Source organism: Paenibacillus sp. SAFN-117 (genome assembly GCF_051966115.1).
Classification (GTDB): domain Bacteria; phylum Bacillota; class Bacilli; order Paenibacillales; family NBRC-103111; genus Paenibacillus_L; species Paenibacillus_L residui.
Map to the genome: position 1 here is coordinate 38,422 of NZ_JBQCLK010000032.1, position 26,865 is coordinate 65,286.

General features: G+C 47.1%; 31 protein-coding genes and 1 tRNA gene. 7 read left to right on the plus strand and 25 right to left on the minus strand.

Annotation, left to right across the window (positions count from 1 at the left end; genetic code table 11):
- Positions 1-2 precede the first annotated feature (2 nt).
- The 6 genes from rplI to ACTHRH_RS19330 all read right to left on the minus strand — a co-directional run bounded on the left by rplI (position 3) and on the right by ACTHRH_RS19330 (position 5,620).
- Positions 3-446 (minus strand): 50S ribosomal protein L9, encoded by a 444-nt coding sequence (rplI, locus tag ACTHRH_RS19305; protein ID WP_144937041.1) that lies wholly within the window; start codon positions 444-446, stop codon positions 3-5.
- Positions 443-2,395 carry a DHH family phosphoesterase gene (locus tag ACTHRH_RS19310; protein ID WP_440417144.1) on the minus strand — a complete coding sequence of 651 codons (1,953 nt, stop codon included), beginning with the start codon at positions 2,393-2,395 and terminating at the stop codon, positions 443-445. The genes rplI and ACTHRH_RS19310 overlap by 4 nt, the downstream gene beginning before the upstream one ends.
- Positions 2,396-2,418: 23 nt before the next feature.
- Positions 2,419-3,351: a DUF2232 domain-containing protein gene (locus tag ACTHRH_RS19315; protein ID WP_440417146.1), complete on the minus strand. Its 933-nt coding sequence runs from the start codon at positions 3,349-3,351 to the stop codon at positions 2,419-2,421.
- Between the two features lie 253 nt (positions 3,352-3,604).
- Positions 3,605-4,225 (minus strand): hypothetical protein, encoded by a 621-nt coding sequence (locus tag ACTHRH_RS19320; RefSeq protein ID WP_440417148.1) that lies wholly within the window; start codon positions 4,223-4,225, stop codon positions 3,605-3,607.
- A 101-nt stretch (positions 4,226-4,326) separates the two neighbouring features.
- Positions 4,327-4,989, minus strand: a complete 663-nt coding sequence (locus tag ACTHRH_RS19325) for an MBL fold metallo-hydrolase (RefSeq protein WP_440417150.1) — start codon at positions 4,987-4,989, stop codon at positions 4,327-4,329.
- A gap of 1 nt (position 4,990) precedes the next feature.
- Positions 4,991-5,620 carry a TetR/AcrR family transcriptional regulator gene (locus ACTHRH_RS19330; protein ID WP_144937056.1) on the minus strand — a complete coding sequence of 210 codons (630 nt, stop codon included), beginning with the start codon at positions 5,618-5,620 and terminating at the stop codon, positions 4,991-4,993.
- Positions 5,621-5,905: 285 nt separating this feature from the next.
- Between ACTHRH_RS19330 and ACTHRH_RS19335 the strand changes: the two genes are divergently transcribed.
- From ACTHRH_RS19335 to ACTHRH_RS19345, 3 genes are read left to right on the plus strand one after another with little or no spacing between them, the layout of a single operon-like run.
- Positions 5,906-6,703 (plus strand): ABC transporter permease, encoded by a 798-nt coding sequence (locus ACTHRH_RS19335; protein WP_144937059.1) that lies wholly within the window; start codon positions 5,906-5,908, stop codon positions 6,701-6,703.
- Between the two features lie 5 nt (positions 6,704-6,708).
- A complete protein-coding gene (locus ACTHRH_RS19340) occupies positions 6,709-7,509 on the plus strand; it encodes an ABC transporter permease (RefSeq protein ID WP_379290994.1) in 801 nt (266 codons plus the stop codon).
- Positions 7,509-8,528 carry an ABC transporter ATP-binding protein gene (locus ACTHRH_RS19345; RefSeq protein ID WP_379290996.1) on the plus strand — a complete coding sequence of 340 codons (1,020 nt, stop codon included), beginning with the start codon at positions 7,509-7,511 and terminating at the stop codon, positions 8,526-8,528. Before ACTHRH_RS19340 ends, ACTHRH_RS19345 begins: the two co-directional genes overlap by 1 nt.
- A gap of 96 nt (positions 8,529-8,624) precedes the next feature.
- Here ACTHRH_RS19345 and rpsR read toward each other — a convergent pair whose 3' ends face one another.
- From rpsR to rpsF, 3 genes are all read right to left on the minus strand, one after another.
- On the minus strand, positions 8,625-8,909 hold the full coding sequence (gene rpsR / locus ACTHRH_RS19350) for a 30S ribosomal protein S18 (protein ID WP_144937069.1): 285 nt from the start codon (positions 8,907-8,909) through the stop codon (positions 8,625-8,627).
- Between the two features lie 22 nt (positions 8,910-8,931).
- Positions 8,932-9,390, minus strand: a complete 459-nt coding sequence (gene ssb / locus ACTHRH_RS19355) for a single-stranded DNA-binding protein (RefSeq protein WP_144937072.1) — start codon at positions 9,388-9,390, stop codon at positions 8,932-8,934.
- Between the two features lie 61 nt (positions 9,391-9,451).
- Positions 9,452-9,739, minus strand: coding sequence for a 30S ribosomal protein S6 (gene rpsF / locus ACTHRH_RS19360; RefSeq protein WP_144937075.1), 288 nt, complete (start codon positions 9,737-9,739; stop codon positions 9,452-9,454).
- Positions 9,740-10,007: 268 nt separating this feature from the next.
- Here rpsF and ACTHRH_RS19365 point away from each other — a divergent pair, with 268 nt between their 5' ends.
- Both ACTHRH_RS19365 and ACTHRH_RS19370 read left to right on the plus strand, forming a co-directional pair.
- Complete coding sequence (locus tag ACTHRH_RS19365; protein ID WP_144937078.1) at positions 10,008-10,190, plus strand: YjzC family protein; 183 nt, start codon at positions 10,008-10,010, stop codon at positions 10,188-10,190.
- A 13-nt stretch (positions 10,191-10,203) separates the two neighbouring features.
- Positions 10,204-10,449, plus strand: coding sequence for a hypothetical protein (locus tag ACTHRH_RS19370; protein ID WP_440417155.1), 246 nt, complete (start codon positions 10,204-10,206; stop codon positions 10,447-10,449).
- Between the two features lie 383 nt (positions 10,450-10,832).
- Here the strand turns inward: ACTHRH_RS19370 and ACTHRH_RS19375 are convergent.
- The 4 genes from ACTHRH_RS19375 to ACTHRH_RS19390 form a co-directional block, all read right to left on the minus strand.
- Positions 10,833-10,923 (minus strand) — tRNA-Ser (locus tag ACTHRH_RS19375).
- Between the two features lie 42 nt (positions 10,924-10,965).
- Positions 10,966-11,190, minus strand: a complete 225-nt coding sequence (locus ACTHRH_RS19380; RefSeq protein ID WP_144937083.1) for a DUF951 domain-containing protein — start codon at positions 11,188-11,190, stop codon at positions 10,966-10,968.
- Positions 11,191-11,215: 25 nt separating this feature from the next.
- Entirely contained in the window at positions 11,216-12,091 is an 876-nt protein-coding gene (locus ACTHRH_RS19385; protein WP_225312794.1) for a mechanosensitive ion channel family protein, read from the minus strand.
- Positions 12,092-12,111: 20 nt separating this feature from the next.
- Positions 12,112-12,372 carry a DUF3343 domain-containing protein gene (locus ACTHRH_RS19390; RefSeq protein WP_144937085.1) on the minus strand — a complete coding sequence of 87 codons (261 nt, stop codon included), beginning with the start codon at positions 12,370-12,372 and terminating at the stop codon, positions 12,112-12,114.
- Between the two features lie 217 nt (positions 12,373-12,589).
- Between ACTHRH_RS19390 and yyaC the strand changes: the two genes are divergently transcribed.
- Positions 12,590-13,210 carry a spore protease YyaC gene (gene yyaC / locus ACTHRH_RS19395; protein WP_144937088.1) on the plus strand — a complete coding sequence of 207 codons (621 nt, stop codon included), beginning with the start codon at positions 12,590-12,592 and terminating at the stop codon, positions 13,208-13,210.
- Here yyaC and ACTHRH_RS19400 read toward each other — a convergent pair.
- From ACTHRH_RS19400 to rpmH, 12 genes are all read right to left on the minus strand, one after another.
- A complete protein-coding gene (locus ACTHRH_RS19400; RefSeq protein WP_440417158.1) occupies positions 13,149-13,670 on the minus strand; it encodes a DUF4446 family protein in 522 nt (173 codons plus the stop codon). The two genes, yyaC and ACTHRH_RS19400, sit on opposite strands and share 62 nt — an antisense overlap.
- 97 nt (positions 13,671-13,767) lie before the next feature.
- Positions 13,768-14,943 carry an aminotransferase class V-fold PLP-dependent enzyme gene (locus ACTHRH_RS19405; RefSeq protein ID WP_440417160.1) on the minus strand — a complete coding sequence of 392 codons (1,176 nt, stop codon included), beginning with the start codon at positions 14,941-14,943 and terminating at the stop codon, positions 13,768-13,770.
- A 344-nt stretch (positions 14,944-15,287) separates the two neighbouring features.
- The gene (locus ACTHRH_RS19410) at positions 15,288-16,142 is read right to left on the minus strand and encodes a ParB/RepB/Spo0J family partition protein (RefSeq protein ID WP_144937097.1); all 855 of its coding nucleotides are present in this window, start codon (positions 16,140-16,142) and stop codon (positions 15,288-15,290) included.
- Complete coding sequence (locus ACTHRH_RS19415) at positions 16,135-16,896, minus strand: ParA family protein (RefSeq protein ID WP_150960416.1); 762 nt, start codon at positions 16,894-16,896, stop codon at positions 16,135-16,137. Before ACTHRH_RS19415 ends, ACTHRH_RS19410 begins: the two co-directional genes overlap by 8 nt.
- Positions 16,897-17,029: 133 nt before the next feature.
- Positions 17,030-17,845, minus strand: a complete 816-nt coding sequence (noc, locus tag ACTHRH_RS19420; RefSeq protein WP_144937103.1) for a nucleoid occlusion protein — start codon at positions 17,843-17,845, stop codon at positions 17,030-17,032.
- 161 nt (positions 17,846-18,006) lie between these two features.
- Entirely contained in the window at positions 18,007-18,741 is a 735-nt protein-coding gene (rsmG, locus tag ACTHRH_RS19425) for a 16S rRNA (guanine(527)-N(7))-methyltransferase RsmG (protein ID WP_144937106.1), read from the minus strand.
- On the minus strand, positions 18,738-20,630 hold the full coding sequence (mnmG, locus tag ACTHRH_RS19430) for a tRNA uridine-5-carboxymethylaminomethyl(34) synthesis enzyme MnmG (protein ID WP_144937152.1): 1,893 nt from the start codon (positions 20,628-20,630) through the stop codon (positions 18,738-18,740). The genes rsmG and mnmG overlap by 4 nt, the downstream gene beginning before the upstream one ends.
- Positions 20,631-20,840: 210 nt before the next feature.
- Positions 20,841-22,217, minus strand: a complete 1,377-nt coding sequence (gene mnmE, locus ACTHRH_RS19435; protein ID WP_144937109.1) for a tRNA uridine-5-carboxymethylaminomethyl(34) synthesis GTPase MnmE — start codon at positions 22,215-22,217, stop codon at positions 20,841-20,843.
- An 87-nt stretch (positions 22,218-22,304) separates the two neighbouring features.
- Positions 22,305-22,922 carry an RNA-binding cell elongation regulator Jag/EloR gene (gene jag / locus ACTHRH_RS19440; RefSeq protein ID WP_144937112.1) on the minus strand — a complete coding sequence of 206 codons (618 nt, stop codon included), beginning with the start codon at positions 22,920-22,922 and terminating at the stop codon, positions 22,305-22,307.
- 15 nt (positions 22,923-22,937) lie between these two features.
- Positions 22,938-23,660 (minus strand): YidC/Oxa1 family membrane protein insertase, encoded by a 723-nt coding sequence (locus ACTHRH_RS19445; protein ID WP_144937115.1) that lies wholly within the window; start codon positions 23,658-23,660, stop codon positions 22,938-22,940.
- Between the two features lie 463 nt (positions 23,661-24,123).
- Positions 24,124-24,468 (minus strand): ribonuclease P protein component, encoded by a 345-nt coding sequence (gene rnpA, locus ACTHRH_RS19450; RefSeq protein WP_144937118.1) that lies wholly within the window; start codon positions 24,466-24,468, stop codon positions 24,124-24,126.
- Between the two features lie 380 nt (positions 24,469-24,848).
- Positions 24,849-24,983, minus strand: a complete 135-nt coding sequence (rpmH, locus tag ACTHRH_RS19455) for a 50S ribosomal protein L34 (RefSeq protein ID WP_144937121.1) — start codon at positions 24,981-24,983, stop codon at positions 24,849-24,851.
- Between the two features lie 478 nt (positions 24,984-25,461).
- Here rpmH and dnaA point away from each other — a divergent pair, with 478 nt between their 5' ends.
- The gene (gene dnaA, locus ACTHRH_RS19460) at positions 25,462-26,820 is read left to right on the plus strand and encodes a chromosomal replication initiator protein DnaA (protein ID WP_144937124.1); all 1,359 of its coding nucleotides are present in this window, start codon (positions 25,462-25,464) and stop codon (positions 26,818-26,820) included.
- Positions 26,821-26,865 lie beyond the last annotated feature (45 nt).

A 26,865-nucleotide genomic window follows, 5' to 3' on the forward strand; every position in this document is an offset into this window, starting at 1 on the left:
CATTATTCCTCCGTTACTTGTACCTTTAAAGTAGCCGATACCCCGGGGTACAGCTTGATAGGCACTTGGGTGACGCCCAAGGAGCGAATCGGATCGTCCAGAGACATTTTTCTCTTGTCGATAACGATGTTTAGCTTCTCCAGTTCCTCGGCAATCTGCTTCGTCGTAATCGATCCGAACAGACGTCCGCCTTCTCCCGATTTCCCTTTCATCTGCAGCGTCATTTCGTTGAGACGGGCAGCCAGCTGCTCAGCTTGTGCCTTCTCCTCGTCTTTCTTCTTCTGCTCGGATTGCTTCTGCTGTTCCAGAACCTTCATATTCGAAGACGTCGCCGGAGCGGCCAATCCTTGTTTGATCAGAAAATTATTGGCGTATCCTTCGGATACTTCCTTAATCTGGCCTTTCTTCCCCTGCCCTTTGACATCCTTCAGGAAAATCACTTTCATTCGAATAACCCCTCTTCCGCTTCAATTTCACTTAGTACCTTCTTAAGCTTTGCGGTCGCTTCCTCCAGCGTTCCTTCCAGCTGTACGGCCGCGTTGGTTAAATGCCCGCCGCCGCCAAGCCGCTCCATCACGACCTGGACATTCATCTGTCCGAGTGAACGGGCGCTGATCCCGATCAGGCCGTCCGGCCTCTCGGAGATGACGAAGGAGGCTCTGATATCGGTCATGGTAATTAAAGTATCGGCCACCTGTGCTATAAGCAATTGTGAATAGGGACGTCCGCTTTCGGCTACGGCCAGAGCTACGTGATCGTATAAAATTTCAGCATGCTTGATAATTTCCGCCTTCTGAATATACGCTCCCAGGTCTTCCTTGAGAAGCCGCTGGATCATGGCCGAATCGGCCCCGTTTCTTCTGAGGAATGAAGCAGCCTCGAACGTTCTGGCGCCGGTTCTCATGCTGAAGCTTTTCGTATCGACGGTAATTCCCGCCAGCAGGGCCGTCGCTTCAATCGGGCTAATGGTCACTCTCTCATGGATATACTGCAGCAGCTCCGTAACCAACTCGCAGGTGGACGAAGCGTAAGGCTCCATATATACGAGGACGGCATCGCCAATAAAATCTTCCCCGCGCCGGTGATGATCGACAACGACCGTTCTCGGCGCCATAGACAGCAGCTTCGGCTCCGCCACCATAGAGAACCGGTGGGTATCCACGACCACCGCCAATGTACGCAGGGTGGTCATCTCCAGCGCCTGATCCGGCGTGATAAACCACCTGGCGATTTTCTCGTGCTCCTGAAGAGCCTCCATCAGCCGTTCAATCGACGGATTGATGCCTTCCAGCACGATATATCCTTCCTTCTGGCTGAGCTGCACGGCTTTAAGAACGCCTATAGCCGCCCCTATCGCATCCATATCCGGATTCTTGTGACCCATAATGAGAACCTTGTCGCTATCTTTAATCAGGTCTCTTAACGCATGGGAGATAACTCTCGCCCGGACCCGGGTGCGCTTCTCTACGGCATTGCTTCGGCCGCCATAGAACGACAGCCGCTGCCCGCTCTTCACAGCGACCTGATCGCCGCCCCGCCCGAGCGCCATATCCAAACTCGCCTGGGCCCAATTGCCAAGCTCAATAAGACTCTCGGCACCCGATGCTACACCAATGCTCAGAGTGAACGGAACTTTGTTGTCCGCACTTAGATCACGAACCTCGTCAAGAATATCGAACCGCTCCTGCTCCAGCATCTGAAGCGACTTCTGATTCATGATGACCAAGAACCGGTCGGAGGAGGTTCTGCGCAGGTACAGACCGTTGCGGTTGGACCACTCGTTAATCTCTCCGGTAATCTTCGCCAGGATGATGCTGCGGGTCTGATCGTCCATCCCCTGCGTCGCTTCCTCCAGATTATCGAGCATAATAATTCCGATGGCAATTTTCTCTTCCTGATACTTCTGCTCCAATTCCAGCTGATTCGTTACATCTTCCAGGTAGATCATCCTGTCGTCGTGGTTCATCGTGACCTTATAAGTAGACGAACCAATCTCTACCTCGAACTTGCCTTCCTTATCCTTGAGCATCGGGAACCGTTCGGTCAGCGATTCGCCGATCACCGACTCCTCCTCCAGCATGGTGGACACGAACGGATTGTGCCACTCGATCTTCTGCTCTTCATTGTACAGAATAATGCCGATCGGCAAGTCGTTGGTTACTTCCTTGCCCGCCTTCTTGATCCGATGGGTCAAGGTAGCCAGATATACATACAGGTCCTTGCGGAAAGCCTTCTCCGCCTTCCAGGAATACCACACCAGCACGGCAAAAGGAACAAGGGCGATCAGGCCTGCCACCCATTGATAAAACGACAGCACGACAATGAGAATAAGAACCAGGATGAACGTCCACACCATATGCAGCCCGTGCCATCGTTTGATTAAAAACCTCGGCATGTGATTTCGCTCCTCTTTCTTCCTTATGATTTGTCGGCAAGCTTTTCCCTGAGGGGAAACATGACGTCAAACAAACCCAACAGACTGAATATATACTGGGTGGTCGGAACGACAATCATAAGCACGATAGCAAGGGCCGGCCAAGCCTTGCCCTTTTTCTTGACATGGACGAAGTAGAGAAGAAACGAGATCGCTTGAACGACAAAAGCCAAGTTCAACAACGGGAACAAATTGATAACGATCATGACCAGGAAGGAATCCGGATTGGCCGGAATCGTAAAATCAAGAATCATGACGATGAGAAAATACCAGACCAGCGATTTCGGCAGCTTCCACGTCCGTACTGGCGGAAGAGCCGGAACAAGGTCTTCCCTGCCGCCTCTGTTGATGAACCATCTTCCAAGCCCATGCGTAACAATGACATAAAAGACCGAAAAAGCAACGATAAAGAACGGAATCATCTGGGTGATGTAACGAATCATCGAATCGACCAGATCCATGTTCAACTGCTGCGTAACGTTGCTTGGCAAAGCCCCCAAATAATCTCTTATAGTGGCTCCGAATTGGGCGACCGGGTCAAAGCCGAACAGCCGACCGATCACCAGGCCCAGCAGCAGCTCCCCCATCAAGGTTAACGTTCCGGCAAGGATTGCGGTCCTGGCCAGAGCCTTCTTCTTATAGAAATGCCCCATCAGAATAACAGGAGGTAGAAAGAACAAGGAGATAAAGAGGATGACCAAGCCCAAGCCACCGGTGAGTAAATAAAAAATGCCGAGACTGACCGCATACGCCAGTGCAAAACGTTTGACATCCAAGTACATATAGAGAGCCAGCACCGGAATCATAATGAGATTGATCGTGATGAAATTAAGCGGCGTCACTATGGAAAATAGAACGATTAGGTAGATGACCATCCATATGACGGGCAGCCATTTGCTTCTTTTCGTACGGTTCACCGGACAGTATACAACTCCTTCATAAAGCGGCTTTACGCTTGATTATACCATAAACCGCCCAGGTTTATAGTCCCTTTATCCTTCCGTGATCCAGACTCGTATCCGTATTATTCCCATTTTCTGCTTCTAAGATTAGGTATCAAGAAGCACCTTTTTCGTTTTCGTTATTACATGAGAAAAAACCTCCATAAACCACAAGGATTGTAGTTTTGAGGTTTTTTGCCTGCAAGAATCCGGTGAATTGGGCTGACCGTTACACATTGTAGATGATTCCCGTTTTAACCTTCTGAAGCAGTTTATCCTTAAAGTTTGCAAAATCTTCGACTCCTCTGATTTGCCCTTCTTCCGCGAGTTTTCTCACGAATTTTTGGATTAACAATGCTTTTTCATATTTTTGGGTCAATTCTTCACTTTCCCAGTATCCATCCTCTGATAATCCCGACATTTTGACCAAATTATCTCTTATTTGTTTCATTGCAGGATCATGTTCAGGATCGTCCAGAAGCTCTCTCAAATGGGTAATGTAATCCGTTATTTCCTGTTTGCTTACGAAAAGCCCCTCTTCCCGCGCCAAGTTGACAACCAGCGCTTCCTTGATCATTTCGTGAATGATGTCTTTATCGGTCATATCAATGGTTACGTTATTCATTTTTTCACTAAACGCAAGATTTGCTTTGAATAGGGCAAAGTCTTTGGAATAGATTTCAAAATCAGGCCCCTGGGCGATAATCCTATCGGGTGCCTCTTTCACTTGATGGTCGATGTCGACAAACATTTCATCCACAGAAGGCACATTATTAGCATACAGAACGCTTCCGGTAATTATGACAGCAAGTGTTAGGGCAGAAACCACCATCCAACTGATTCTTCCCATCTTGCTCCCACCCCCTCGCTTCCTTAATCGCTTCTATAGTTATAGACAACTTTATAAAGGACTTTATCACGATATAAGAGGAATTGCTAAAAATATAGAAGTCAGGACCAGCGCGTCCGGTATCCTTCCCATTGCGAATAAGGCTCTTTGATATCCTCCCCGTGACAGACGGTCAGCAGCTTTGGCTTCATCTCTTCAATAACCGCTCCGCTGCGGACCGCCGTTTGCATGTCCGCCGTGAACATGGGGATCGGCCGGGCTAGCCTGCCCCTCCGAGTGGTGAACAAATCGCCGCCGATCAGAACCCCATCTTCCTTATGATAATAAGCGACATGCCCTGGGGAGTGCCCCGGTGTCCACAAGGGAAGGAGACCTTCCAACGGCTGCAGCCTTCCTTCGGATTCCTGGAGCAATGGGGAAGCCATCCCTTTATCAATAGTTGTCTGAGCCTTCTTCCGGCCGGGATAAGGCATATCCCCTTCCGCATATTGCAGCTCCTCTCTATGAATGTACACCGGAGCCGAGGTATGGCGAACGACTTCTTTAACCGAACCGACATGATCGGAATGCCCGTGCGTCAACAAAATCTTCTTTAAAGGCAAGTTCAGCTCCTTAATTTGCTTCAAGATCCCTGTCGCCATCTTCGGAATTCCGCCATCGATCAGAATGAGGCCATCTTCGCTACGGACCAACCATACATTGACCGGAATAATCATCCATATTCCAAGCTTCCAAATATTTGGAGAAATTTGCGTGATCTTCATGTTATTGGTTTCCTCCCCGTTTCGCTTGAATACCCGCCACGAATATTTCGGTGCCCTGCGTTACCAGGGGCATAACTCTCGAAAGCAGTTGAGCCAGCGGCTCTTCATTGTACATATAAGTAGACACGATTCCTTGCAGCATATAATAGTAGATACGCGCATAGGACAGCAGTTCCTCGGCAGAAGCATCGGGAAAATTCCACGCTATCCCCTGCTTCAGGTCGGCAAACAATTCATTGCGGATCCGGTTGATCATAAGCCCCGGTTCCGGCTCATCCACCCTCTCTGCCTTCAGCATAAACAACACATTAACCATGTTCCGCCGGCGCAAACAGAATAATATAAACTTCTCTCCAAGCTGAGTAAGAGTACGCAGGGGCTCCTTATGCCCTTCCTGCTGCAGAAGCTTGAATTCCTCCTCCAAATTTTGCAAGGGAGGAAGCACCAAATGATGAAGCAAAGCTTCCTTGTCCTGAAAATATAAATAAATGGTCGTATGCGAGCATCCCGCTTCCTTGGCGATTTCCCGCATTGTTACCGATTCGAAGCCCTTGGCTGCGAAGAGGCTCCCCGCTGCTTCCAGTATGGCTTGTTTGGTCTCTTCTGATCTTTTACTCTGCCGATTCGACATGATAGACTCCCCTTCTTTTCTGCTTTGTCATATCCATCTTCGCCCCTATGAAGGTTGAGTTTTACATACTCTGACGGTGAAAATGACCGAAATCAAACTAACCATTGGTTACATTATAACCACTGGTTAGTTTGATTTCAACATTTATTTTCCCGCACTCCAAAACATCTCCGTGAAACCGTTTCGATTATAACGATTTAATCCATTGACAACCTTTTCAAGCCTGATAGAATTAGAGCTATCTTTTTATCTTTATATTCCTTTATTTGGGGGAATTTAGATTTCATGAGCAAATATGCTTGGTATGCACTCACTACCTTCAAGAATACCCGCGTTTACAAAATGGATGTCTTGTTCCGCGTTATAGGATCCGTCCTAATGGTTATTGCGCTTCGGGAAATTTGGCTGGTCATTTACGGAGAAGGGGACGGACTGGAACAGTCCACCGGAGTATCCGCCCGCTCTATGGCTTCCTACGCGATGATTTCCGTTATTATGGGAAGGCTTCTCTCCTTCGGAACAGTATGGGAAGTGTCCGATCGGGTGCGGACGGGAAATATTGTGTTTGATCTGCAGAAGCCCTGGAGCTTTCAGTGGATGCATTTATCCAAAGCGGCCGGGCTGTTTCTTTTTTCCCTATGCTTCGTCGTTATTCCCTTGGCTCTGGCCATCTTCGTCTTCTATCCTGTTGAATGGCCCGGCGGATGGCATGCGGTCGCCTTTGTACCGAGTGTTATTCTCGCTTTTCTCCTGGCGTATGCCATTGATTTTATCGTCGGCCTGTTCGCCTTTATTTTTACGGAAATCTGGGGTTTCGATTTTATTAAGGATACGGTTATTCAGCTGTGCTCGGGTTCCTTCGTTCCTCTATGGTTCTTTCCGGACCTGCTCGCGCAGGTGCTTCGCTGGCTGCCGTTTCAAGGCATCTACAGCATTCCGCTCTCCCTCTTCATCGGGCGGACGCCGGTCCACCAGATCGTACCCGATTTGCTGTTCCAGGCTGCCTGGGCTTTCATCCTGTTCATCATCGGATATGCGGGAATGAAGACCGCTCACCGCATGCTTCTGACGACAGGAGGTTAATGCCCATGTGGAGATATATTAAACTGTACGGCTTGCTGCAGGCAGCCAATATCAAATCGCGATCGGCCTACCCCTTCAACTTTTTTATCGGGGTATTCAGCGTTACCCTTATGGGACTGGCTACCATTTTCTTCACGTGGGTGATTACCCAGCAGGTGCCTCTAATCGTCGGTTACAACCTATATGAACTGGTATTTCTGCTCAGCCTGTGGAAGCTTCCGCATTCCTTGTTCATCATTTCCTTCCAGCAAATTTGGAACATCGATTATTTAATCCGGGACGGATTTTTCGACCGTTACCTGGTTCGGCCGCTGAATCCGCTATTTCAGTTCTTCGCCTCCCGGTTCCAAATTGCGGGCATCGGCGATTTGATCGCCGCCATCGTCGGATTGGTCTATTCTGCTTCCCATATTACCGAATGGACTGTTCCCAAGCTGCTTACCTTGCTGCTGATCGTGGCCAGCGGAGTCGTCATCGAATGGGCGATCTATACTCTGATCGGATGTACGGCCTTCTGGACACTCCAAGGCTCCGGTCTGCAAAGCATTATTCTGATGCTGTTCGATCAATTTACCCGCTTTCCGCTGACAGTCTACAACCGGGTGATCCAGATTGTTCTGACCTTTATCGTTCCGATCGCTTTTATTAACTTCTACCCTTCCTTTTTATTTTTTGAAAATAAAGAGCAGGTGCCCTTCTCGCCGCTGTTTATTTACCTTACCCCGGTCATGGCCCTGTTAATGCTGCTCTTGACGGGTTGGATTTGGCGCAAAGCGATCAATCATTACAAAGGAGCCGGATCTTAATGAAAAATGTTATCGAAGTAGAGAAGCTGGTCCGGGAATTTAAAGTACATGGAGAAGCCCGGGGCTCATTCCGTTTGATCAAGAAGTTGTTTTCCCAAGGCGGAGAACGCAAGCGTGTAGTTGATGAAGTAAGCTTTACTATTCAAAAAGGGGAATTTATCGGGTATATCGGACCGAATGGCGCCGGCAAATCGACCACCATCAAAATGCTGTCCGGTGTACTCGTTCCGACATCGGGGTCGGTGCGAGTGATGGGGTTAGAGCCCCATAAGCAGCGCAAGGAGCATGCCCAGCATATCGGGGTCGTCTTCGGACAGCGGACTCAGCTGTGGTGGGATCTCCCGCTTAAAGACTCTTTTTACCTGCTTGGCAAAATCTATAACATCCCCGAGCAGCGCTACAAGGAAAATCTGGACTTGTTTTGCGATATTCTGGATCTCGGTTCCTTCCTGCATACTCCTGTCCGGCAGCTTAGTCTCGGGCAAAGAATGAGGGGCGATATAGCCGCTTCTCTGATTCACGACCCGCAGGTTCTGTTCCTGGACGAGCCGACAATCGGGCTGGATTTGCTGGCTAAGGAAAGAATTCAAGATTTCCTCCAAACGATTAACCGTGAGAAGAAGATTACCATTCTGCTGACGACACATAACCTGGACGATATTGAGAAGCTGTGCCGCCGGGTCATCTTTATCGATCATGGGAAAGTTCTGTTCGACGGCAGCTCGTTAGAGATGATCCGCGCCTTCGGGGACAAAAAATACGTAGTCGTTGAATCCAACGGATGGTCGCCTGAACGATGGAAAGGTCCGGTCCCTGATAAGATAGAGCCGAATGAGCTCTGGTTCGGAGTGGAGGACGACGCCGAAATCGCCCCCATGATCAGGCGGTTGAGCGACTTGCTCCCCATTCATAACCTCACGGTCAGAGAGCCGAAGATCGAGGACATTATGAAGGAACTATACAAGCGGACCCATGCAGGCGGTGTACAGTCTACTAAACTCGTCGAGAACGTTGTGTAAATGCCAGGAATAGATGAACTTATACTTCTTTATATTTTAACAAAAGAAGCAGCCGGGACGGATTTACGTCTCTGCTGCTTCTTTAATAGCCGCTTCTTACTCAGTTGTGTAAGGAAGCAAAGCTACTTGACGAGCGCGCTTTATAGCAATCGTAAGCATACGTTGATATTTAGCGGAAGTTCCGGTAACACGGCGAGGAAGAATCTTGCCGCGCTCACTGATGAACTTCTTCAGCGTCTCGATGTCTTTATAGTCAATGTGTTGAATTTTGTTAACAGTAAAGTAGCATACTTTACGGCGCTTGTTACGGCCTCCGCGGCCTCTGGAGAAACGACGCTCTGTCCGCTCTTCGCCGCCGCTGTTTTCTTTTTTAGTCGTCATCTACGTTTTCAGTCCTTTCTCATTAGAATGGCAGATCATCGTCGGAAATGTCAATCGGTTTCCCGTCCGAGAATGGATCATGATTGTCTCGCGGGCTGCTATATCGGTTGTTCCCGGGCATCTCTTCCCTCATTCCGGAGCTCTGTCCCCCGGCATCCCGGTTGGCCGATTCCAGAAAACGGACATTGTCCGCCACCACTTCCGTCACATAAACTCTGCGGCCTTCATTATTATCATAGTTTCTTACCTGAATGCGACCTTCCACTGCGGTCAGTCTTCCTTTGCGCAAGTAGTTGGCGCAGGTTTCGGCGAGCTGCCTCCAAGTCACTATGTTAATAAAGTCGGCTTCTCGTTCATTATTCTGGTTAGTAAAGGGCCGGTCTACTGCCAGTGTGAACTGGGTTACCGCTACGCCGGTAGGGGTATATCTCAGTTCAGGATCCCGAGTCAGCCTTCCGATTAGAATAACACGGTTTAACAATCTTGTTCCCTCCCCCGCATTTCCGCATAACTGTCACGAATTGTTAAGCAAAGCAATGTTATTACGCTACAACGTCATTAACGATCAGGTAACGAATGATTTCATCCGAAATCTTCATTACACGGTCAAGTTCCGCTACAACTTCCGGAGTAGCGTTGAAATTTACCAGTACGTAAATTCCGTCGCGGAACTTTTCGATCTCATACGCAAGACGGCGTTTACCCATCACTTCGCTCTTCGTGATCTCTCCACCATTGTTAATGATGCCTTCGAACTTAGAGATGGCGGCGTCAACCGCTTCTTGTTCGATGTCGGGACGAAGAATGTACATTACTTCATATTTGCGCATGTCGATTCACCTCCTTATGGACTTAGCGGCCCCCACGCATTCGCCTTAAGCGATGCCTTCCTTCTTAACAGAAGGAATTAAGCCGGGAGCAAGGAGCAAGAAAGAAATCCATTTCAAACTCGCACCATATAAATATACCAAATCCGGGCGCCAATTACAAGAGATGTGCCGTACACTTGCTCGTATGGCCCCCTATAATTGGAATCGCCCCAATTACATGGTCTCACCTCATTCGGACGATAATAGTTAGTACTTGGAGGTGAAAAGGATGGGAGAACAAACCGAATTCAACACCGGCGACAAAGCTCCTAATGATGGAGAGTATATCGAAATTGGCGAGAACGACTTCCATATGGGCATCAACAATCCCAAGATCATCTCCTTGAAGAAAGGGGAGCGATTCCCGGAGCCGTCCAACCATAATCGTAAATGGAAACGAAAAAAACATTAAAGAGGGAACCCTCATGAGAAGAACAGCGACCATCATCTTTACCGTTATTGCCATAGCCATTTGCTTCATTCATTATCTTGGCTATGATCCGAAGAATATGATTCTGATCTCCTTAAGCATACCTCTTTGGATCATCCCCTTTTTCACGGACATCGCCCATGTTAACCTGTTTTTCGCATACGCCTTGACCATTGCGTCCTGGGCGCTGCTTGGATATATTGTCGACCGGTATGTGTTTAGGGCCCGGGCCAGGGATTGATTTCTCTCGCCCTCCCCTCTTATATCACATGGATAAACGGCTATCGCCGTCCTTAAGACGGGCGCGTTTACCGGTGAAATATAAAAAAAGCTCTTAACGGAGCATCTCGAAGATGAATAACCCGGTATTAGAGGAAACTTTTTATGCCAATAGGAATCTATATTTTCATCGTATTAATGCTGTAAAGAATTTAAAGATCCTATGTGGTAAAAAAAGCTCCTAACGGAGCCTCTTCGAAGACGAATAAAACTTATACTTTCTTATATTTTAAAAAAACGCCCCCCTGCGTAATTCGCAAGAAAGCGTTAGTTAACGGAATATGTATAGACCCTGCTCGACCCACCCTCACAACCTGTAATCTATAAATCACATGGTTGGATAAATGGCGGAAAGGGTGGGATTCGAACCCACGCACGCCTTGCGACGCCTAGCTGATTTCGAGTCAGCCCCCTTGGACCTCTTGGGTACCTTTCCGTTTAGCACAAGAAAGATTGTACCATAAGATGCAGGGTAAAATCAACTGAATTGTTGTCCGGGATCGGAAAATTCCGGATTGGACCGCAGCACTTTTTTAAGCTTACTTTCAAACTTCGCCCTCGGCACCAGAACACTATGCTTGCACCCGGTGCAGCGGATCCGGATATCCATTCCCATACGAATGATTTCCATTTCATTAGTGCCGCATGGGTGCGGCTTTTTCATCTGGACAACGTCTCCAAGCTGATACTGCTTACGCTCCATCTCCCCTGTTTCCCCCTTCCTTGACTTACGCCGGCATGGCAATTTCGATTTTATGCTGATCCAGTGTTTTCTTCACTTGGGCCAATATTTCTCTCTTCACTTGTTCTTCCTGATTAGGCTTGCACTCGGCAACAATCCTCAAGGTTAAATCCGACATCCCCATCGTCTGCATGCCGAGCACTTCCGGCCTGGCTACCAGGAGCTGATTGTCGGTCATTTCTGCAAACGCCTCTTTCAGATAGAATATTGCTTTATCGACATCGGAATGATAGGAAAGAACAATATCAACAACAGAAAGCGAATTCCGCATCGAATAATTCGTTACCTGCGTAATTAAGCCGTTAGGAATAATATAAACCTCTCCTGTCCAACTGGCAATACGCGTCACCCTTAAACCGATTTCCTCTACCGTACCTTTATAACTGCCGATTTGGACCGTGTCGCCTACGGCAAACTGATCTTCAAATATAATGAAAAAACCGGTGATCACATCTTTCACCAAGCTTTGTGCTCCGAAACCGATGGCCAGACCGACGACTCCGGCTCCCGCCAGCAACGGCCCTAAATGCAGTCCAAGCTGACTGAGAATCATCAATATCAGAATAAAATTAACCGTATAATTAACGACATTTCCTACAAGCTTGCCTAAAGTTTTGGCCCGCCGCTGACTGAATCTTAACGGATTCTTTTCACGTTCCCTCACAAGTCGGTCCACCAGACGTCTGGTGACTGCCTTGACGATTTTACCGAGGAGGAGAATCAGTAATATTTTGATGAGACCGATCAATATTTGATTCCAGGTTTTCGGGCTCATGAACGTTTCAACGAGTTGGGAATAAAAATGATGAATTGCATTAGTATTCTCTGTAAGCGCTTCTTGAACAAGTATATTGCTCAGCACTTGGTTGTCCTCCCTGTCCGTTACCGTTCTGGCATATCGATGGTAACATATTTCCCATTCTTTTGAAAATAAATCCCCCTGATTTCCACCTGCTCCGTCCGTATGATGTTCTGGACCCTCTCCAGCTCCGCAGCATCAAATTCAATGGACAAAGCACAGCCGGCGGTAATTTCCTTGGGCGTAGGCCGGATATCTATTTCAATATCGGCATATTCCAGAAGCATCTCCGCCCTTAAAGCTTGCTGTGTAGAATCAAAAGCAATGACCATTAACGATTCCATGCCATTTATTCCTTTCTGGTCTCTCTGTTCCTCAACAACAAAATCTCACGCATAGATGCCTCCGCATCTCCTATAAAATGATTCTAGTTCTATTTTCTTGTTTTTGAATGGTGCATGTATAAACAGCATTTTCCAGCCGTATACTAGTAGAAAAGCTCTATGGATGCCCTTTCGGAGATATCGATGTGGTCAAAAAATAACGGACATGGAGGAAACCATGAAATTTTCTTTCAATGCGGACAAGAATTCGTCCAGCGGTTCCATTCTCGTTCCTTATACCGACTCTCAATCGGCGCAAATGATCGCTTCCAAGCTCTCCCTCTATTTTCAAGAGGTTCCGGTTGCCCAACCGATTATCTTCGTCTGTATCGGAACCGACCGTTCTACCGGCGATGCACTCGGGCCATTAGTGGGCACCCGCTTGCTCGCTTACAATCTGGTCGACTTTCCTGTTTATGGAACCCTGGAAGAGCCCGTCCATGCCCTAAATCTGGCCGAAACCTTATCGGCCATCGAACAAACCTATAGAGATCCTTTCATCGTAGGAATAGATGCTTGTCTGGGCCAGCTCTCCAGCGTGGGGTCCATTAAGGTAGGCTCCGGCCCTTTGAAGCCGGGAGCCGGCGTCAACAAGGATTTACCGCCCGTCGGCCATATTCACATCACTGGAATCGTGAATGTCGGAGGCTTCATGGAGTATTTTGTTCTCCAGAACACCCGATTGCATCTGGTTACGATGCTGGCGGATACGATTGCCAAGTCGATTCATCTGTCCCTTAATCATTCCCAGAGGACGGCCTCTGCGGCTTTCCCGCCTTTTCCATTATCAAATCAATAACTTGTTTTTCCTCCGGGGATAAACTGTAGGAGGACACGCCTTGTTTGATCGGTTTCGCATACAAATAACTTTCGTTTCGGCCATGAATGCCTGTTAATACAACCCCGTCTCTTTCTTCGTCCAGAAAGGCGATGGAGAAGCTCATATCACTCCCCTGATCGGGAAAGGCATTATACCGGATCACCTCTACATGGCCCTTCAATTTTTTAACTTCCTTCTCTAGGTGTTGGACAGATTCCATATAATTCTGATTCGCTGCCGCTGCTTGCCGGTAGCTTTCTTGCATTTGTATAAGCATCTGTTCCAGATTTTCCGTGCCCCCGCGCATCATTCTCTTGTATTTCTTATTCATCCTGGCCAGTTTGATCCAGAGCACGATAATGAGAAGGAACATGAACCCGATAACCAGCACTTGCACAGCTTCCCACATTTCGGGCTCCAATCCGAATATTAATTCCATACATGTGCCACCCTTTTTTTCTAAATATAAGAGGTTAGGCTTGCAACCCTCGGCTCCTATTTTTCAAATTTTGATCTCTTCTAATGAAAATTCTTTATTAGTTTTTCTCTTTCCCCTGGTTCTTATATCCTCGGCAAATTTCTTCCATCGCCTTAATTAAGCATTCCACCTGCTCCACAGTCGAATAATAACCGACACTGGCTCTAACGGCCCCTGTAGCTGTTGTCCCTGCCGTTTCATGACCGAGAGGCGTGCAGTGAAAACCGGCACGGACGGCAATCCGATATTCGCGGTCCAATTGAAAAGCGATTTCCGAAGCATCCGCATTCTCCACCACAAAAGAGACAATTCCTGTCTTGTCTTCCCCTAAATCCGGACCGAGTATTCGCAAGCCGGAAATGTTCCGCAGCCCCTCCATCATTAACTGCGTCAATTCCCATTCCTTCCTATGGATCTGTTCCACCGTTTCTTTCATGATAAACTTGATCCCTGCTGCTAATCCGGCAATCCCAACCGTATTCGGCGTCCCCGCTTCATATCGATCCGGGCGAACGGAAGGCTGATCCACCTCCTCCGATTGACTTCCCGTTCCTCCATGAAGAATCGGCTCCAAATCGATCTCAGGGGATATATATAGCCCCCCGGTACCCTGTGGGCCGAGCAAACCCTTATGCCCGGGAAAGGCCAGCATATCGATGCCTTCCTCAGCAACATTTATCGGCACCGTCCCTGCCGTCTGAGCCGCATCAACCAGCAGCTTGACACCGTTATGTCGGCACAGCTCCGCAAACTCGGCTATTGGCTGTATCGTACCCAGCAAATTAGAGCTATGGCTGCAAACAAATAGCGTAGTTTCCGGCTGAAAGGCTGCAGCCGCTTCATCCATACTTATTTTCCCCTGTTTATCAGCCTGCAAATAAGTAATTTGAACCCCTCTGGTCCTTCGCAAATATTCCAAAGGCCGTCTTACCGAGTTATGTTCCATCGAGGTACAGATGACGTGGTCTCCTTGGCGCACAAAGCCTTTAATGGCTAAATTCAGAGCTGCGGTCGCATTGGAGGTAAAGACGATATCATTCGGATTGCGAATTCCAAACAGCTTGGCCACCAGAGTGCGTGCTTCAAATACAATCCGGCTTGCCCTCACCGCCATGCTGTGGCTTCCTCTTCCCGGATTAGCCCCCGCTTCTTCCATACATGCAATCATAGCTTCTGCAACTTCAGGAGGCTTCGGCCAAGAGGAAGCGGCATTATCAAAATATATATGAGGCACCCTCCCCCCTCCTTCCGTCAAATTTCCACCTTTATAATCATTCACTCTAATTCCCGACTATCCATCAACTTCACTGCAGCTTTTTAGCGAGAAAAATGAAGCCTTTTCGAAGAAATCGAATCCATCTTTAGCGGAAACTTTTTATGCCAATGAGAAGTTGTTCTACTTTTAATGCATTTATAAACTTAAACTCTCTAGTTTGGTCAAGAAAAGCATACCTTGTCGGTTTACTCTCGGAAAACCTCGGTATGCTTATATATTCCTACAACAAACGTTCTTATCTCTCCAAGAAACCGGGGTGACAATGATTTCTCCAACTCTACAAGCAATCTTACCTTTTACCCTTAAGATGTTTTTCCCTGCAGCAGCTCAAGCAGCCTTTCCAAATCTTCTTTAGAATAATATAGCAGCTCAATCTTCCCTTTGTTGTTGGAATGCTTGATCTTTACAGTTGTTTGGTAGAAATCTCTTAATGTTTCCTCTACTTGATGAATATATGGATCTCTCTTTCTATTCGGCTTCGTTTTAGGCTCATTCTTCGACTTTTCTTCGTGCTTCTGAATCGCTTCTTCCAGCTCACGTACACTCCACTGTTCACGAATCGTCAGCTCTGCAAACTCCTTCTTCAGCTTGTCGTTCTTTACTCCGACAATCGCCCGGGCATGTCCCATGGATAATGTTCCACGTGAAACATATTTTTTGATTTCCTCCGGCAATTGCAGCAATCTCAAGAAGTTCGCTACGTGGGACCGGCTCTTTCCTACCTTCATCGCAAGCTCCTCTTGAGTAAGAGAAAACTGTTCCGCCAACGATTGATACGCTTGAGCAAGCTCTATCGCATTCAAGTCTTCTCTCTGAATATTCTCGATTAGAGCAATCTCCATCACTTGCTGATCGGAAAACTTCTTAACGACAGCCGGAATCGTAGCTTGTCCTGATAGCTGAGAGGCCCTGAACCGTCTCTCTCCTGCAATAATTTCATACCCTTTGAGGACTGTCCTTACAATAATCGGTTGAATAACGCCATGCTCTTTAATCGATGCGGCAAGCTCTTGAATGCTTTCTTCATCAAATGTTTTTCGAGGCTGATATGGATTAGGCCGGAGCTGTGAAAGGGGGATTTCAATTACTTTATCGTCATCGCTAATATTTAATGAAGGAATTAGAGCGTCTAATCCTCTACCCAGTCTTTTATTCAAGTTCAATCACTTCCTTCGCTAATTCCATATACACTTCTGCCCCTTTGGAGCGTGGATCATAGGTTATTATGGACTGACCGTGACTGGGCGCTTCGCTCAAACGAACGTTGCGCGGAATAATGGTCCGGTATACTTTCTGCTGGAAGTATTTCTTTACTTCCTCTATGACCTGAATACCGAGATTCGTTCTAGCGTCAAACATCGTTAGAAGAACTCCTTCAATCTGCAAAGAGGTATTCAAGTGCTTCTGCACGAGCCGTACAGTATTTAACAATTGACTTAATCCTTCCAGGGCATAATATTCACATTGGATAGGTATAATGACAGAATCGGCCGCCGTTAAAGAGTTAAGAGTCAGCATGCCGAGGGAAGGAGGACAGTCAATCAATATATAGTCGAACATGTGCTTTACAAGCTGCAGAGATTTCTTCAGGCGAACCTCTCTGGATATCGTAGGCACTAATTCGATTTCGGCGCCGGCAAGCTGGATCGTTGCCGGAATCACCTTCAAATTTGGCAGGTTTGTATCTAAAATAGCTTCTTTAGGATGAACATCGTTAATAATAATGTCGTAGATACAGTAAACGACATCCGCTTTGTTCACACCTATTCCGCTAGTCGTATTCCCCTGGGGATCTATATCGACCAACAACACCTTTTTTCCTAACGCCGATAAGGATGCGCCGAGGTTTACTGAGGTGGTTGTTTTGCCAACTCCTCCTTTTTGATTAGTAATGGCAATAATCTTTGACACATTGGTTCACCTCAATATCGTTATTCACATCAACCGAATTAACCAATGAACCGTAGGCCGGACCCTGCCAACGGCACGATTGCTCGACAAAAAAAGCGGCCATCGCCGCAGTTTTTTATTCGAAACATACGCTTTATTGTTTAGGAATCGATATGATGATTTCGTAATGATCTTCGAAGTCTTTCTCATCTGTACTAATGTTCATACCCGAACTCGAAATCATGTCCACGGACTGTCTGATTGTATTGACTGCCAGCCTCACATCTTTAGAGAAAGTAATTCTCTTCTTCCTCTTGGGCTTGCTCGCCTCATTGTAGAAGTTAACCCTGGCTTCCGTCTGTTTTACATTCAAATCTTTAGTAATGATCTCGTCCAGAAGCTTCAACTGAAGCTCTTCATTGTCCAAAGATAACAGAGCCCGTGCATGACGCTCCGAAATTTTCCGTTCCATAAGCGCTTGCTTAACAGGCTCGCTTAGCTGCAGAAGCCTGATTTTATTGGCAATCGTCGATTGGCTTTTCCCCAATCTTTGGGCCAGACTTTCCTGAGTCAGTTGATGCAGCTCCATTAGCTTCTGATAAGCAACCGCTTCTTCAATAGCCGTTAGTCCTTCCCTCTGAAGGTTTTCGATGAGGGCAATGGAGGCTGCCTGAGCATCGTTAAATTCCCGTATAATGGCCGGGACTGTTTCCAGTCCAAGCTTCTTAACAGCTCTCCAGCGCCGTTCGCCCGCAATAATCTCAAACTTTCCTTCGCGGACCCGGACTACAATTGGTTGAATAACGCCATGAGTCTTAATCGTCTGGAGCAGCTCATCTATTCTTTCTTCATCAAATACGGTCCTTGGTTGATAAGGACTCGGTAGAATATCCTGAACGGGTATTTGCTTCACTTCGTCCGAAGGCGTTCTTTCCGTGAAACCAAAGAGCTTAGATATTTGTTCCCTCATCCTGTCTTTACCCACCTAACTCTTTCACAATAAATATCCGTAATAATAAATTCTCCACAGACAAGAAATATCCTGCCTGACAGACATGAATTTATTGTTTCACGTGAAACATTTTTGTTTTTGTCACAAAATTTCGCATATAGCTGGTGAGGTGTTTGAGTTTATGTTCTAACCAGCGGCTTCTTAAGCGGAGTTCCTGCCGGCCGCGGATACTTGCGCGGGGTCTCCCCCGTTTTTTGCAGCACAACGATATGTCTTTCCGCTTGCTCGATCGGCAATTCCATGCGATAGATCTGCACCAGCTTGGCTTTCAGTTCTATCATACTGAATGAGGATTCCTCCACTTCTTCGTGAGGATTGGTGCCTTTCATTGCAGCGAACCAACCGCCCTTACGGACAAAGGGCAAACAAAACTCGTTCAACACACTTTGTCTGGCGACGGCTCTGGCGGTTACCATATCGAAGTGATCCCGGTATCCGCTTTGTCTGCCCCAATCTTCCGCTCTTCCATGAATTAATTCGACTTCCGAAAGAGATAGCTGTTGAACAAGATGCTCAAGAAAACCTATTCTCTTCTTCAATGAGTCGATAATGGTTACCCGAAGATGCGGGAACGCAATTTTCAAAGGGATGCTGGGAAATCCGGCCCCTGATCCGATATCAGCCAAGGTTCTGATCTCTTGAAGGTCAAGGAAGAAGGACAGAGAGAGGGAGTCGTAAAAATGCTTGATATACACTTGCTCCTCTTCCGTAATCCCCGTCAGGTTCATCTTCTCATTCCATGTTACCAATTCTCTGTAGTACGTTGCAAACTGCTCCAACTGAACCGGGATCAGCTCGATCCCTTCCTGCTTGAGCCGACCCGCAAACGATGCCGCTACCGATTCGCTGCTCATTGTGATCTGGCCGCCGTTACTTGATTATAGTGTTCCAAATAAACAAGGAGGATGGAAATATCCGCCGGTGAAACCCCGGAAATACGTGAAGCCTGGCCAATCGACAGCGGACGGATTTTGGATAGCTTCTGCCGGGCCTCGATCGCAATTCCATGAATGTCGTCATAGACGATATCCTCCGGAATCTTCTTCTTCTCCATCTTTTTCAACCTTTCTACCTGCTGCAGCTGCTTCTCGATATAACCGGAATATTTGAATTGAATTTCCACCTGTTCCTTAACGTCCTCCGGCAATTCAACCGGCGATGGGGAAATCGCCTCAATGTGGGCATAAGTCACTTCCGGCCTGCGCAGAAGAGAGCCCAATTCAACCGCATTATTCAGTTCAACCGTTCCGGCTTCCCTCAAGATTTGTTGAACGTTCGGCTCCGGTCTGACTTTCGTTTGCTTCAGCCGTTCCAATTCCTGTTCAATCATCTCTTTCTTCTGAACGAATTTTCTGTAGCGTTCCTCTGGAATCAGTCCGATATCGTAACCTATCTGGGTCAGCCTCAGATCGGCGTTGTCATGACGCAGCAGCAACCGGTATTCGGCGCGGGAAGTGAGCAAACGATAAGGCTCGTTAGTTCCTTTCGTCACCAGGTCATCGATCAGAACTCCGATATATCCCTGAGATCGATCGAGAATAACCGGCTCCTCCCCCTTGACCTGGCGGGCCGCATTTATGCCTGCCATAATACCTTGGGCAGCGGCTTCCTCATACCCGGATGTTCCGTTAAGCTGTCCTGCCGTAAACAGCGAACGAATTCGCTTCGTTTCCAATGTGGGCCACAATTGGTTAGGGACAATCACATCATATTCAATGGCATAACCGGTTCTCATCATCTCCGCTTTTTCCAGGCCCGGCACAGACCGAATCATGCGAATCTGGATTTCTTCCGGCATGCTGGTGGAGAGACCTTGTATATAATACTCCGAAGTATGCCTTCCCTCCGGCTCCAGAAAAATTTGATGCTTCGGCTTATCGGCGAAACGCACGATTTTATCCTCAATAGAAGGACAATAACGGGTTCCGACCCCTTCGATCGCACCCGAAAACATCGGCGCCCGGTGCAAATTGTTACTTATAATGTCGTGCGTCTCCGGCGATGTATAAGTCAACCAGCATGGCAGCTGGTCCTTGATGCTCTCTGTCGTTTCATAGGAAAAATGGCTGGGATTCTCGTCCCCGGGCTGAATTTCCATCTTCGTGAAATCGATCGTTTCCTTATTAATCCGCGGAGGAGTGCCTGTTTTGAAGCGGACCAGCTCGAAGCCCAGAGCCTTCAAGCATTCGGACAGCTTCACCGATGGCTGCTGGTTATTCGGACCGCTCTCATACATGAGCTCTCCCATAATTACTTTTCCTCTTAAATAGGTTCCTGTTGTGAGAACAACCGCCTTGCCAAAATATTGAGCCCCTGTCTTCGTGACGACTCCCTTGCATACTCCGTCCTCGACAATCAGATCCTCCACCATTCCTTGGCGCAGGCTAAGGCGCTCCTGCTTTTCGATGGTTTCCTTCATCGTTTGCTGATACAGAAACTTATCCGCTTGAGCCCGCAAGGCGTGAACGGCCGGTCCCTTCCCCGTATTCAACATCCTCATCTGAATATAGGTCTTGTCGATATTCCGTCCCATCTCCCCGCCCAAGGCATCCACTTCACGGACGACATGCCCTTTGGCCGGCCCGCCAATCGAAGGATTGCACGGCATAAAGGCGATCATATCCAAATTGATGGTCAGCAACAATGTTTGACAGCCCATTCTCGCAGCGGCTAGAGCCGCCTCACAACCGGCATGCCCCGCCCCGATGACGATGACATCAAAATGACCTGCATCATATCCCATCATTTTCACCTTCCTTATCCTTTTTCTTATATGAAAAGTTAAACGGTTTTGGGAACACTTTGCGCCGAGTTTCGACATCAACGTGCTCCTTCCTAGTATCTTATATATAGTTATAAGGCTTGGAATCCGACGAAAAATCCTATCTTTCGTTCCTAAATAAGCGCCCGATTTTAAAGGATATTATCCTCACCCAGATCCTATTTTACCTTTTTACTTCCCTAAACAAAACTGTGAGAAAATTTGGTCGATCAGTGATTCTCCAACGGAATCCCCTATAATTTCTCCCAACTGCTCCCAACTGTTGCGTACATCTATTTGAATCATATCGATGGGCACGAATTGCTCCGCCGCCATCATGGCCTCCCGAAGGGAAGCCTTAGCTTCCTTAAGCAGATGAATGTGGCGGACATTGCTGACATAAGTCGCATCATTCGACTCCAGCCGCCCGCTGAAGAATATGGCGGAGATGGCCTTCTCCAGCTCCTCCATCCCCCTGTTCTCCTGGACCGACATCATTACAATACGCTCTTCATCCAGGAAAGAGGACAATCTTCCGATATCCAGCTTCCGGGGCAAATCGATTTTGTTGACGATAACAATTACTTGTCGGTCTTTAAGCTGCTCAAGCAATTGCAGCTCATCGTCATTCAGCTCCTCGCCCGCATTAAGGACAAGCAGGATCAGATCCGCATCCGACAATGCGCTTCGCGATTTCTCGACACCGATCTGCTCGACAACATCCGACGTTTCGCGAATTCCCGCTGTATCCAACAGCTTCAACGGAATCCCGTTAATCGTAACATACTCTTCAATAACGTCTCTAGTGGTCCCGGGAATATCCGTTACGATCGCCCGGTTTTCTTGGGCAAGGGCATTCAGCAGAGAAGATTTCCCTACATTCGGACGGCCCACTATAGCCGTTACGATTCCCTCGCGTATTATTTTTCCTTGCTCCGCCGTTTTCAATAATTCATCTATTTTGGCGATCGCTTCCCTGCTTTTGTCGACAATGAATGCACTGGTCATTTCCTCGACATCATGCTCTGGATAATCGATATTCACCTCTATATGGGCCATAAGCTCCACCAACTGCTGCCTCAACTGCTTAATTTGTTGGGAAAGTGACCCTTCCGCCTGCTTCATGGCTATTTTATAAGCACGGTCCGATTTGGAGCGAATCAAATCAATTACCGCCTCGGCCTGGGAAAGGTCAATCCGTCCATTCAAGAAAGCCCTCTTCGTGAACTCCCCCGGTTCAGCCAGCCGAATGCCTTTGCTCAACAGAAGATCCAGCACTTTCTTAACCGACACCAATCCCCCATGGCAGCCTATTTCGACAACATCCTCCATCGTAAACGAGCGTGGGGCTCTCATCACCGTAACCAGCACCTCGTCGACCTTCTCCAGTGACTCCGGATCTTGAATAAACCCGTAGTGCACCGTATGGGTGGCCGCTTCGGTCAGTCTTGTTCTAGATTTAAACACCTGTTCTACATTAGGAATGGCATCCTGCCCGCTGACCCGAATAACCGCAATACTTCCCTCTCCCAGCGGTGTTGCAATAGCCGCAATCGTATCATGAATCATTCTATTACCACCTCCTGAGCAGCTTAATCGGTATGGAAAGAAAAAAAGCAATGACTCCCTCTTCGGCAAGAAGTCATTGCACCGTTCCTACTTTAAGGCGATCACCACTCTGCGATTCGGCTCTTCCCCTTTACTGTATGTTTTCACCGAAGGGTGATCCTGTAGTTTGGAATGGATAATTTTGCGTTCAAGGGAAGACATCGGTTCCAGAATGACTTCCTTCTTACTCTTGATAACCCTGGAAGCCAATCGCATGGCGAGATCTTCTAATGTTTTTCTTCTGCGGCTCCGGAAATCTTCGGCATCCAGCACTATTTTAACATGGGTATTGGAATAACGGTTAGCTACAATATTTACTAAATATTGGAGAGCATCTAAAGTTTGCCCTCTTCTTCCGATTAATATCCCTAACTCTTCCCCGTTCAAGTCGAACGTCGTCAAATCCCTTCCGGCCTGAACATCGATATCCGTACGCAAATTCATCGTCCGAAAAATATCTTTAAGAAATGCCACAGCTTCCTCAATCGGATCAGGAATTAATTCGAGCTCTACCTTCGCATCCTTGGCACCAATTAGTCCAAACAGCCCTCTCGAGGGCTGTTCAAGAATGTTTACTTTAACTCGGTCTTCCGTTACTTCCCACTTTCCTAACCCTTGCTTTACGGCATCTTCAACCGTTTTTCCAGAAACCACAATCTTCTTCATTAGAAATGGCCACCCCTATTTTTTAGATGGTCTATAAAGAATATAGGATTGTATGATTGTGAAGATGTTGCTGTATACCCAGTACAAAGGCAGCGCAGCCGGAAAATTCATAGCCATTACGAAGATAAGCACCGGGAAAATAAATAACAGGGCCTGCATGGGCGAATTGCTCACTTGGGTCGACATGACCTTCTGCTGCAAATAAGTCGTCAAAGCGGCCAGCACCGGCAGTACATAGAACGGATCGGGCTTACCCAGCTCCATCCACAAGAAAGAATGGTTAGCGATTTCCCCATTACGCATAATCGCATTATACAGTGCAATCAGAATCGGCATCTGAACAAGTAAAGGCAAGCATCCCGCTAACGGGTTGACGTTATGCTTTTGAAACAGCTTCATGGTTTCTTCTTGCTGCTTTTGCGGATTGTCCTTGTACTTCTCTTTAATTTTCATCAATTCGGGTTGAATCGCTTGCATTTGCTTCGAGCTGCGGTATTGCTTCAGCGTAAGCGGCAAAACGAGGAATCGGATAATCACTGTAACGATCAGGATGGATAATCCGTATTGGCCCCACAGCATATCGGCGAACCAGTTCAGTACACTGGAAAGCGGATAAACGAAATACTTGTCCCAAATTCCGTTGTTCGGATCAATGGGACTGAATTGCGTCGGACTACAGGCAGATAACAGCAGCACCAACAATCCCAGCGGTATTAACTTATAGAAGCGACGAATCAATATCAAATCCTCCCGGAAGTTTTGTGGGATAACCAACCCGGCTTCCTAGACGTCTGCCATTCGTTCGTTCTCCAATCCAAAACTTTCTATATTATATAAGGATAAACGGCTATCGCCGTCCTCTGGACAGGCGCGTTTACCGATGAAATATAAGAACAGGTATAAGGCGAAACTTATACTTTCTTATATTATGAGAAAAACTCCTATCGGAGTATTTCATGGATGAGCGACCGCGTTTAAAGGACGTTCTATTGCCAAATAGAATGGAAAGAGAGCGCTCGGTAAACGGGCTTCTTCCTTCTATTGCAGCAAATGCGGCATAATATCTCCCGTTCTACTAAATAGAAAGAAGGCAGAAATCGTTAACAGCCGCTTACTCAACCTTCCAATAATGCTCAATAGAGCAAATCATACATCAAAAAACAATATATCATAACTACTGTAACAAATAAATATTTATCGATTATTTCTTTTTGAACAAGCCCGCTTTTTTCAGGACATGGAACAAGCTTTTCTCCATTTCATGATAAGACATATCGGCGGCCGGTTTTCGGGCAATGAAAATAAGATCCGCATTCCCTTCAATACGGTCTATATTCAAGCGGATAATTTCCTTGACCACTCTGCGGATCCGATTACGGACGACTGCATTGCCTACCTTCTTGCTCACCGATACCCCTACCCTCAATGGCTGAGAGGCGTTCTTTTCCTTCCGGTAAAGCACAAACTGATGATTCGCAGTCGACTTGCCCCAGCGGTACACTTTACTAAAATCTTCTCTTTTGGCCAAACGATTCTGTTTATGCACTGCGAACTCCCCAATTTGTCAAGAAAACTTTAACCTTCCCTTGCTCCGAAAGAGAATGTGGTTTATAAGCCTCCATCCACATGCTCCGCCCTTTCTATTGGGACAGGCCTTTCGGACAGCAAGTATAAGGTAACGCACTCCATGAACGGCCGGATCTTGATTACAGCAATCTATTTAGTTCTAGGTTTAACATTTTTGCCTTATTTAAAACTTGCACTGCCGGCTGTTATGCCGGCTTTGATCCTCCGGGGCTTCCTCCTTCCGAACCCTCATATTCCCGAGGACCGAATCCTGGTATAAATTCAGTCCCTGTAAGCCAGGCAAGGAGACACCGGGCACCAAACAGGAAAAAAGACCACTCGCAAGTGGTCTCAAAAAAATTAAGCAGTCAGTACTTTTCTGCCCTTTTGGCGACGAGCTTGAATTACCTTGCGGCCATTCTTCGTACTCATGCGCTTACGGAAACCGTGTACTTTTTTACGCTTTCTTACGTTCGGTTGGAAAGTCGGTTTCATTATATAGCACCTCCCCGAGGAATTACATCCCAAAAATACCTCTAATAATTAAATCATCTCGCAGGCCAAAAGTCAACCGGACTTCACTCTGGAGCCCGCGCTATTTTCATCCACGGAAGGCTGTGAATAATTTTGTGGCAAATTTAGCAGAACTCTGTCGAAATATCAACAATTTATAAACACTGGACAGGTATGTGCATCGAATCTATTCACAAGTTGGCGAAATTGTGGATAATTTATCGAATTCCATTGAATCCTCTCCCTCTTTTTGATATATTTAAATTGTTTTCGCCTGTGGATATTTATCAAATACATAGAAATTATCAACATGTTGTGGATAATATTGTGAACAATTTGAACTTTTCCTTCCCAATAACCCTTCTAATTCCCTTGATAATGTGGATAATTGACATGTTGTTCCTTGATATGACAATATATTCAATGGCTGTCGCCACGTTTTTTAAAGGAGTGACTGTTTGTGGAAAGCCATGTCAATAACTTATGGCAACAAGTACTTTCAGAAATTCAAACCAAGCTAAGCAAGCCCAGTTTTGATACGTGGCTTAAATCTACCCAAGCAAAGGTATTTACCGATACCCTCCTTGTCATATGCGCTCCTAACAATTTTGCACGCGAATGGCTGGAAACCCGGTATGCCAAGATGATCAAGGCGACGGTTTACGAATGTTTAGGCAAGGATGTGACCGTAGAGGTCGTCATTGAGGACGGCTCCCCTGCCCAGCCTCCATCCATACAAACCGCAGCACCGGTTCAACCCGAGACCGCCGTTCAGGAAGAATGGTCTTACGCCAGTATGATGAACCCCAAATATACGTTCGATACGTTCGTTATCGGCGCCGGGAACCGGTTTGCCCATGCGGCTTCTTTAGCTGTGGCCGAAGCGCCTGCGAAATCGTATAATCCGCTATTTTTATATGGTGGAGTGGGACTTGGCAAAACCCATTTAATGCATGCCATCGGACATTATGTACTCGAGCATAATCCCAATGCGCGGGTTCTCTATATATCTTCCGAGAAATTTACGAACGAATTTATTAACGCGATCCGTGACAACCGCGGCGAGAGCTTCCGGAACAAGTACCGCAACATCGACGTTCTGCTCATCGATGATATTCAGTTTCTCGCCGGCAAAGAGCAGACCCAGGAGGAATTCTTCCATACTTTCAATGCTCTGCACGAAGAAAGTAAGCAAATTATTATTTCAAGCGACAGGCAGCCGAAAGAAATCCCGACCCTGGAGGAGAGGCTGCGCTCCCGGTTCGAATGGGGCTTGATCACAGATATTCAGCCTCCGGATCTGGAGACCAGAATCGCCATCCTGCGCAAGAAGGCCAAAGCGGAGAATCTGGAAATTCCGAATGAAGCCATGGTCTATATCGCCAATCATATTGATACGAATATCCGCGAGCTGGAAGGCGCCCTGATTCGCGTAGTCGCTTATTCTTCTCTTATTAACGAAGACATTACCGTTTCCCTGGCGGCCGATGCGTTGAAGGATATTATCCCTTCCTCCCGGCCCAAAGTAATTACCATTCAGGATATTCAACAGAAGGTCGGGGAATTTTACGGGTTGAAGCTGGAGGATTTCAAGGCGAGGAAACGGACGAAAGCCGTCGCTTTTCCAAGGCAGGTCGCGATGTATCTGTCTCGTGAACTCACCGACTACTCCCTTCCCAAAATTGGAGAAGCCTTCGGAGGAAGAGATCATACGACCGTTATTCATGCCCACGACAAAATTACAATGACGCTTAAGCAAGATCCGGAATTGGGCAAGATCATTCAGAATCTGACCGAAAAAATTAAAAATCCCAGTTGATAACGAAGAAGCCTATGCACAATCTATTCACATGTGGATAGGCTT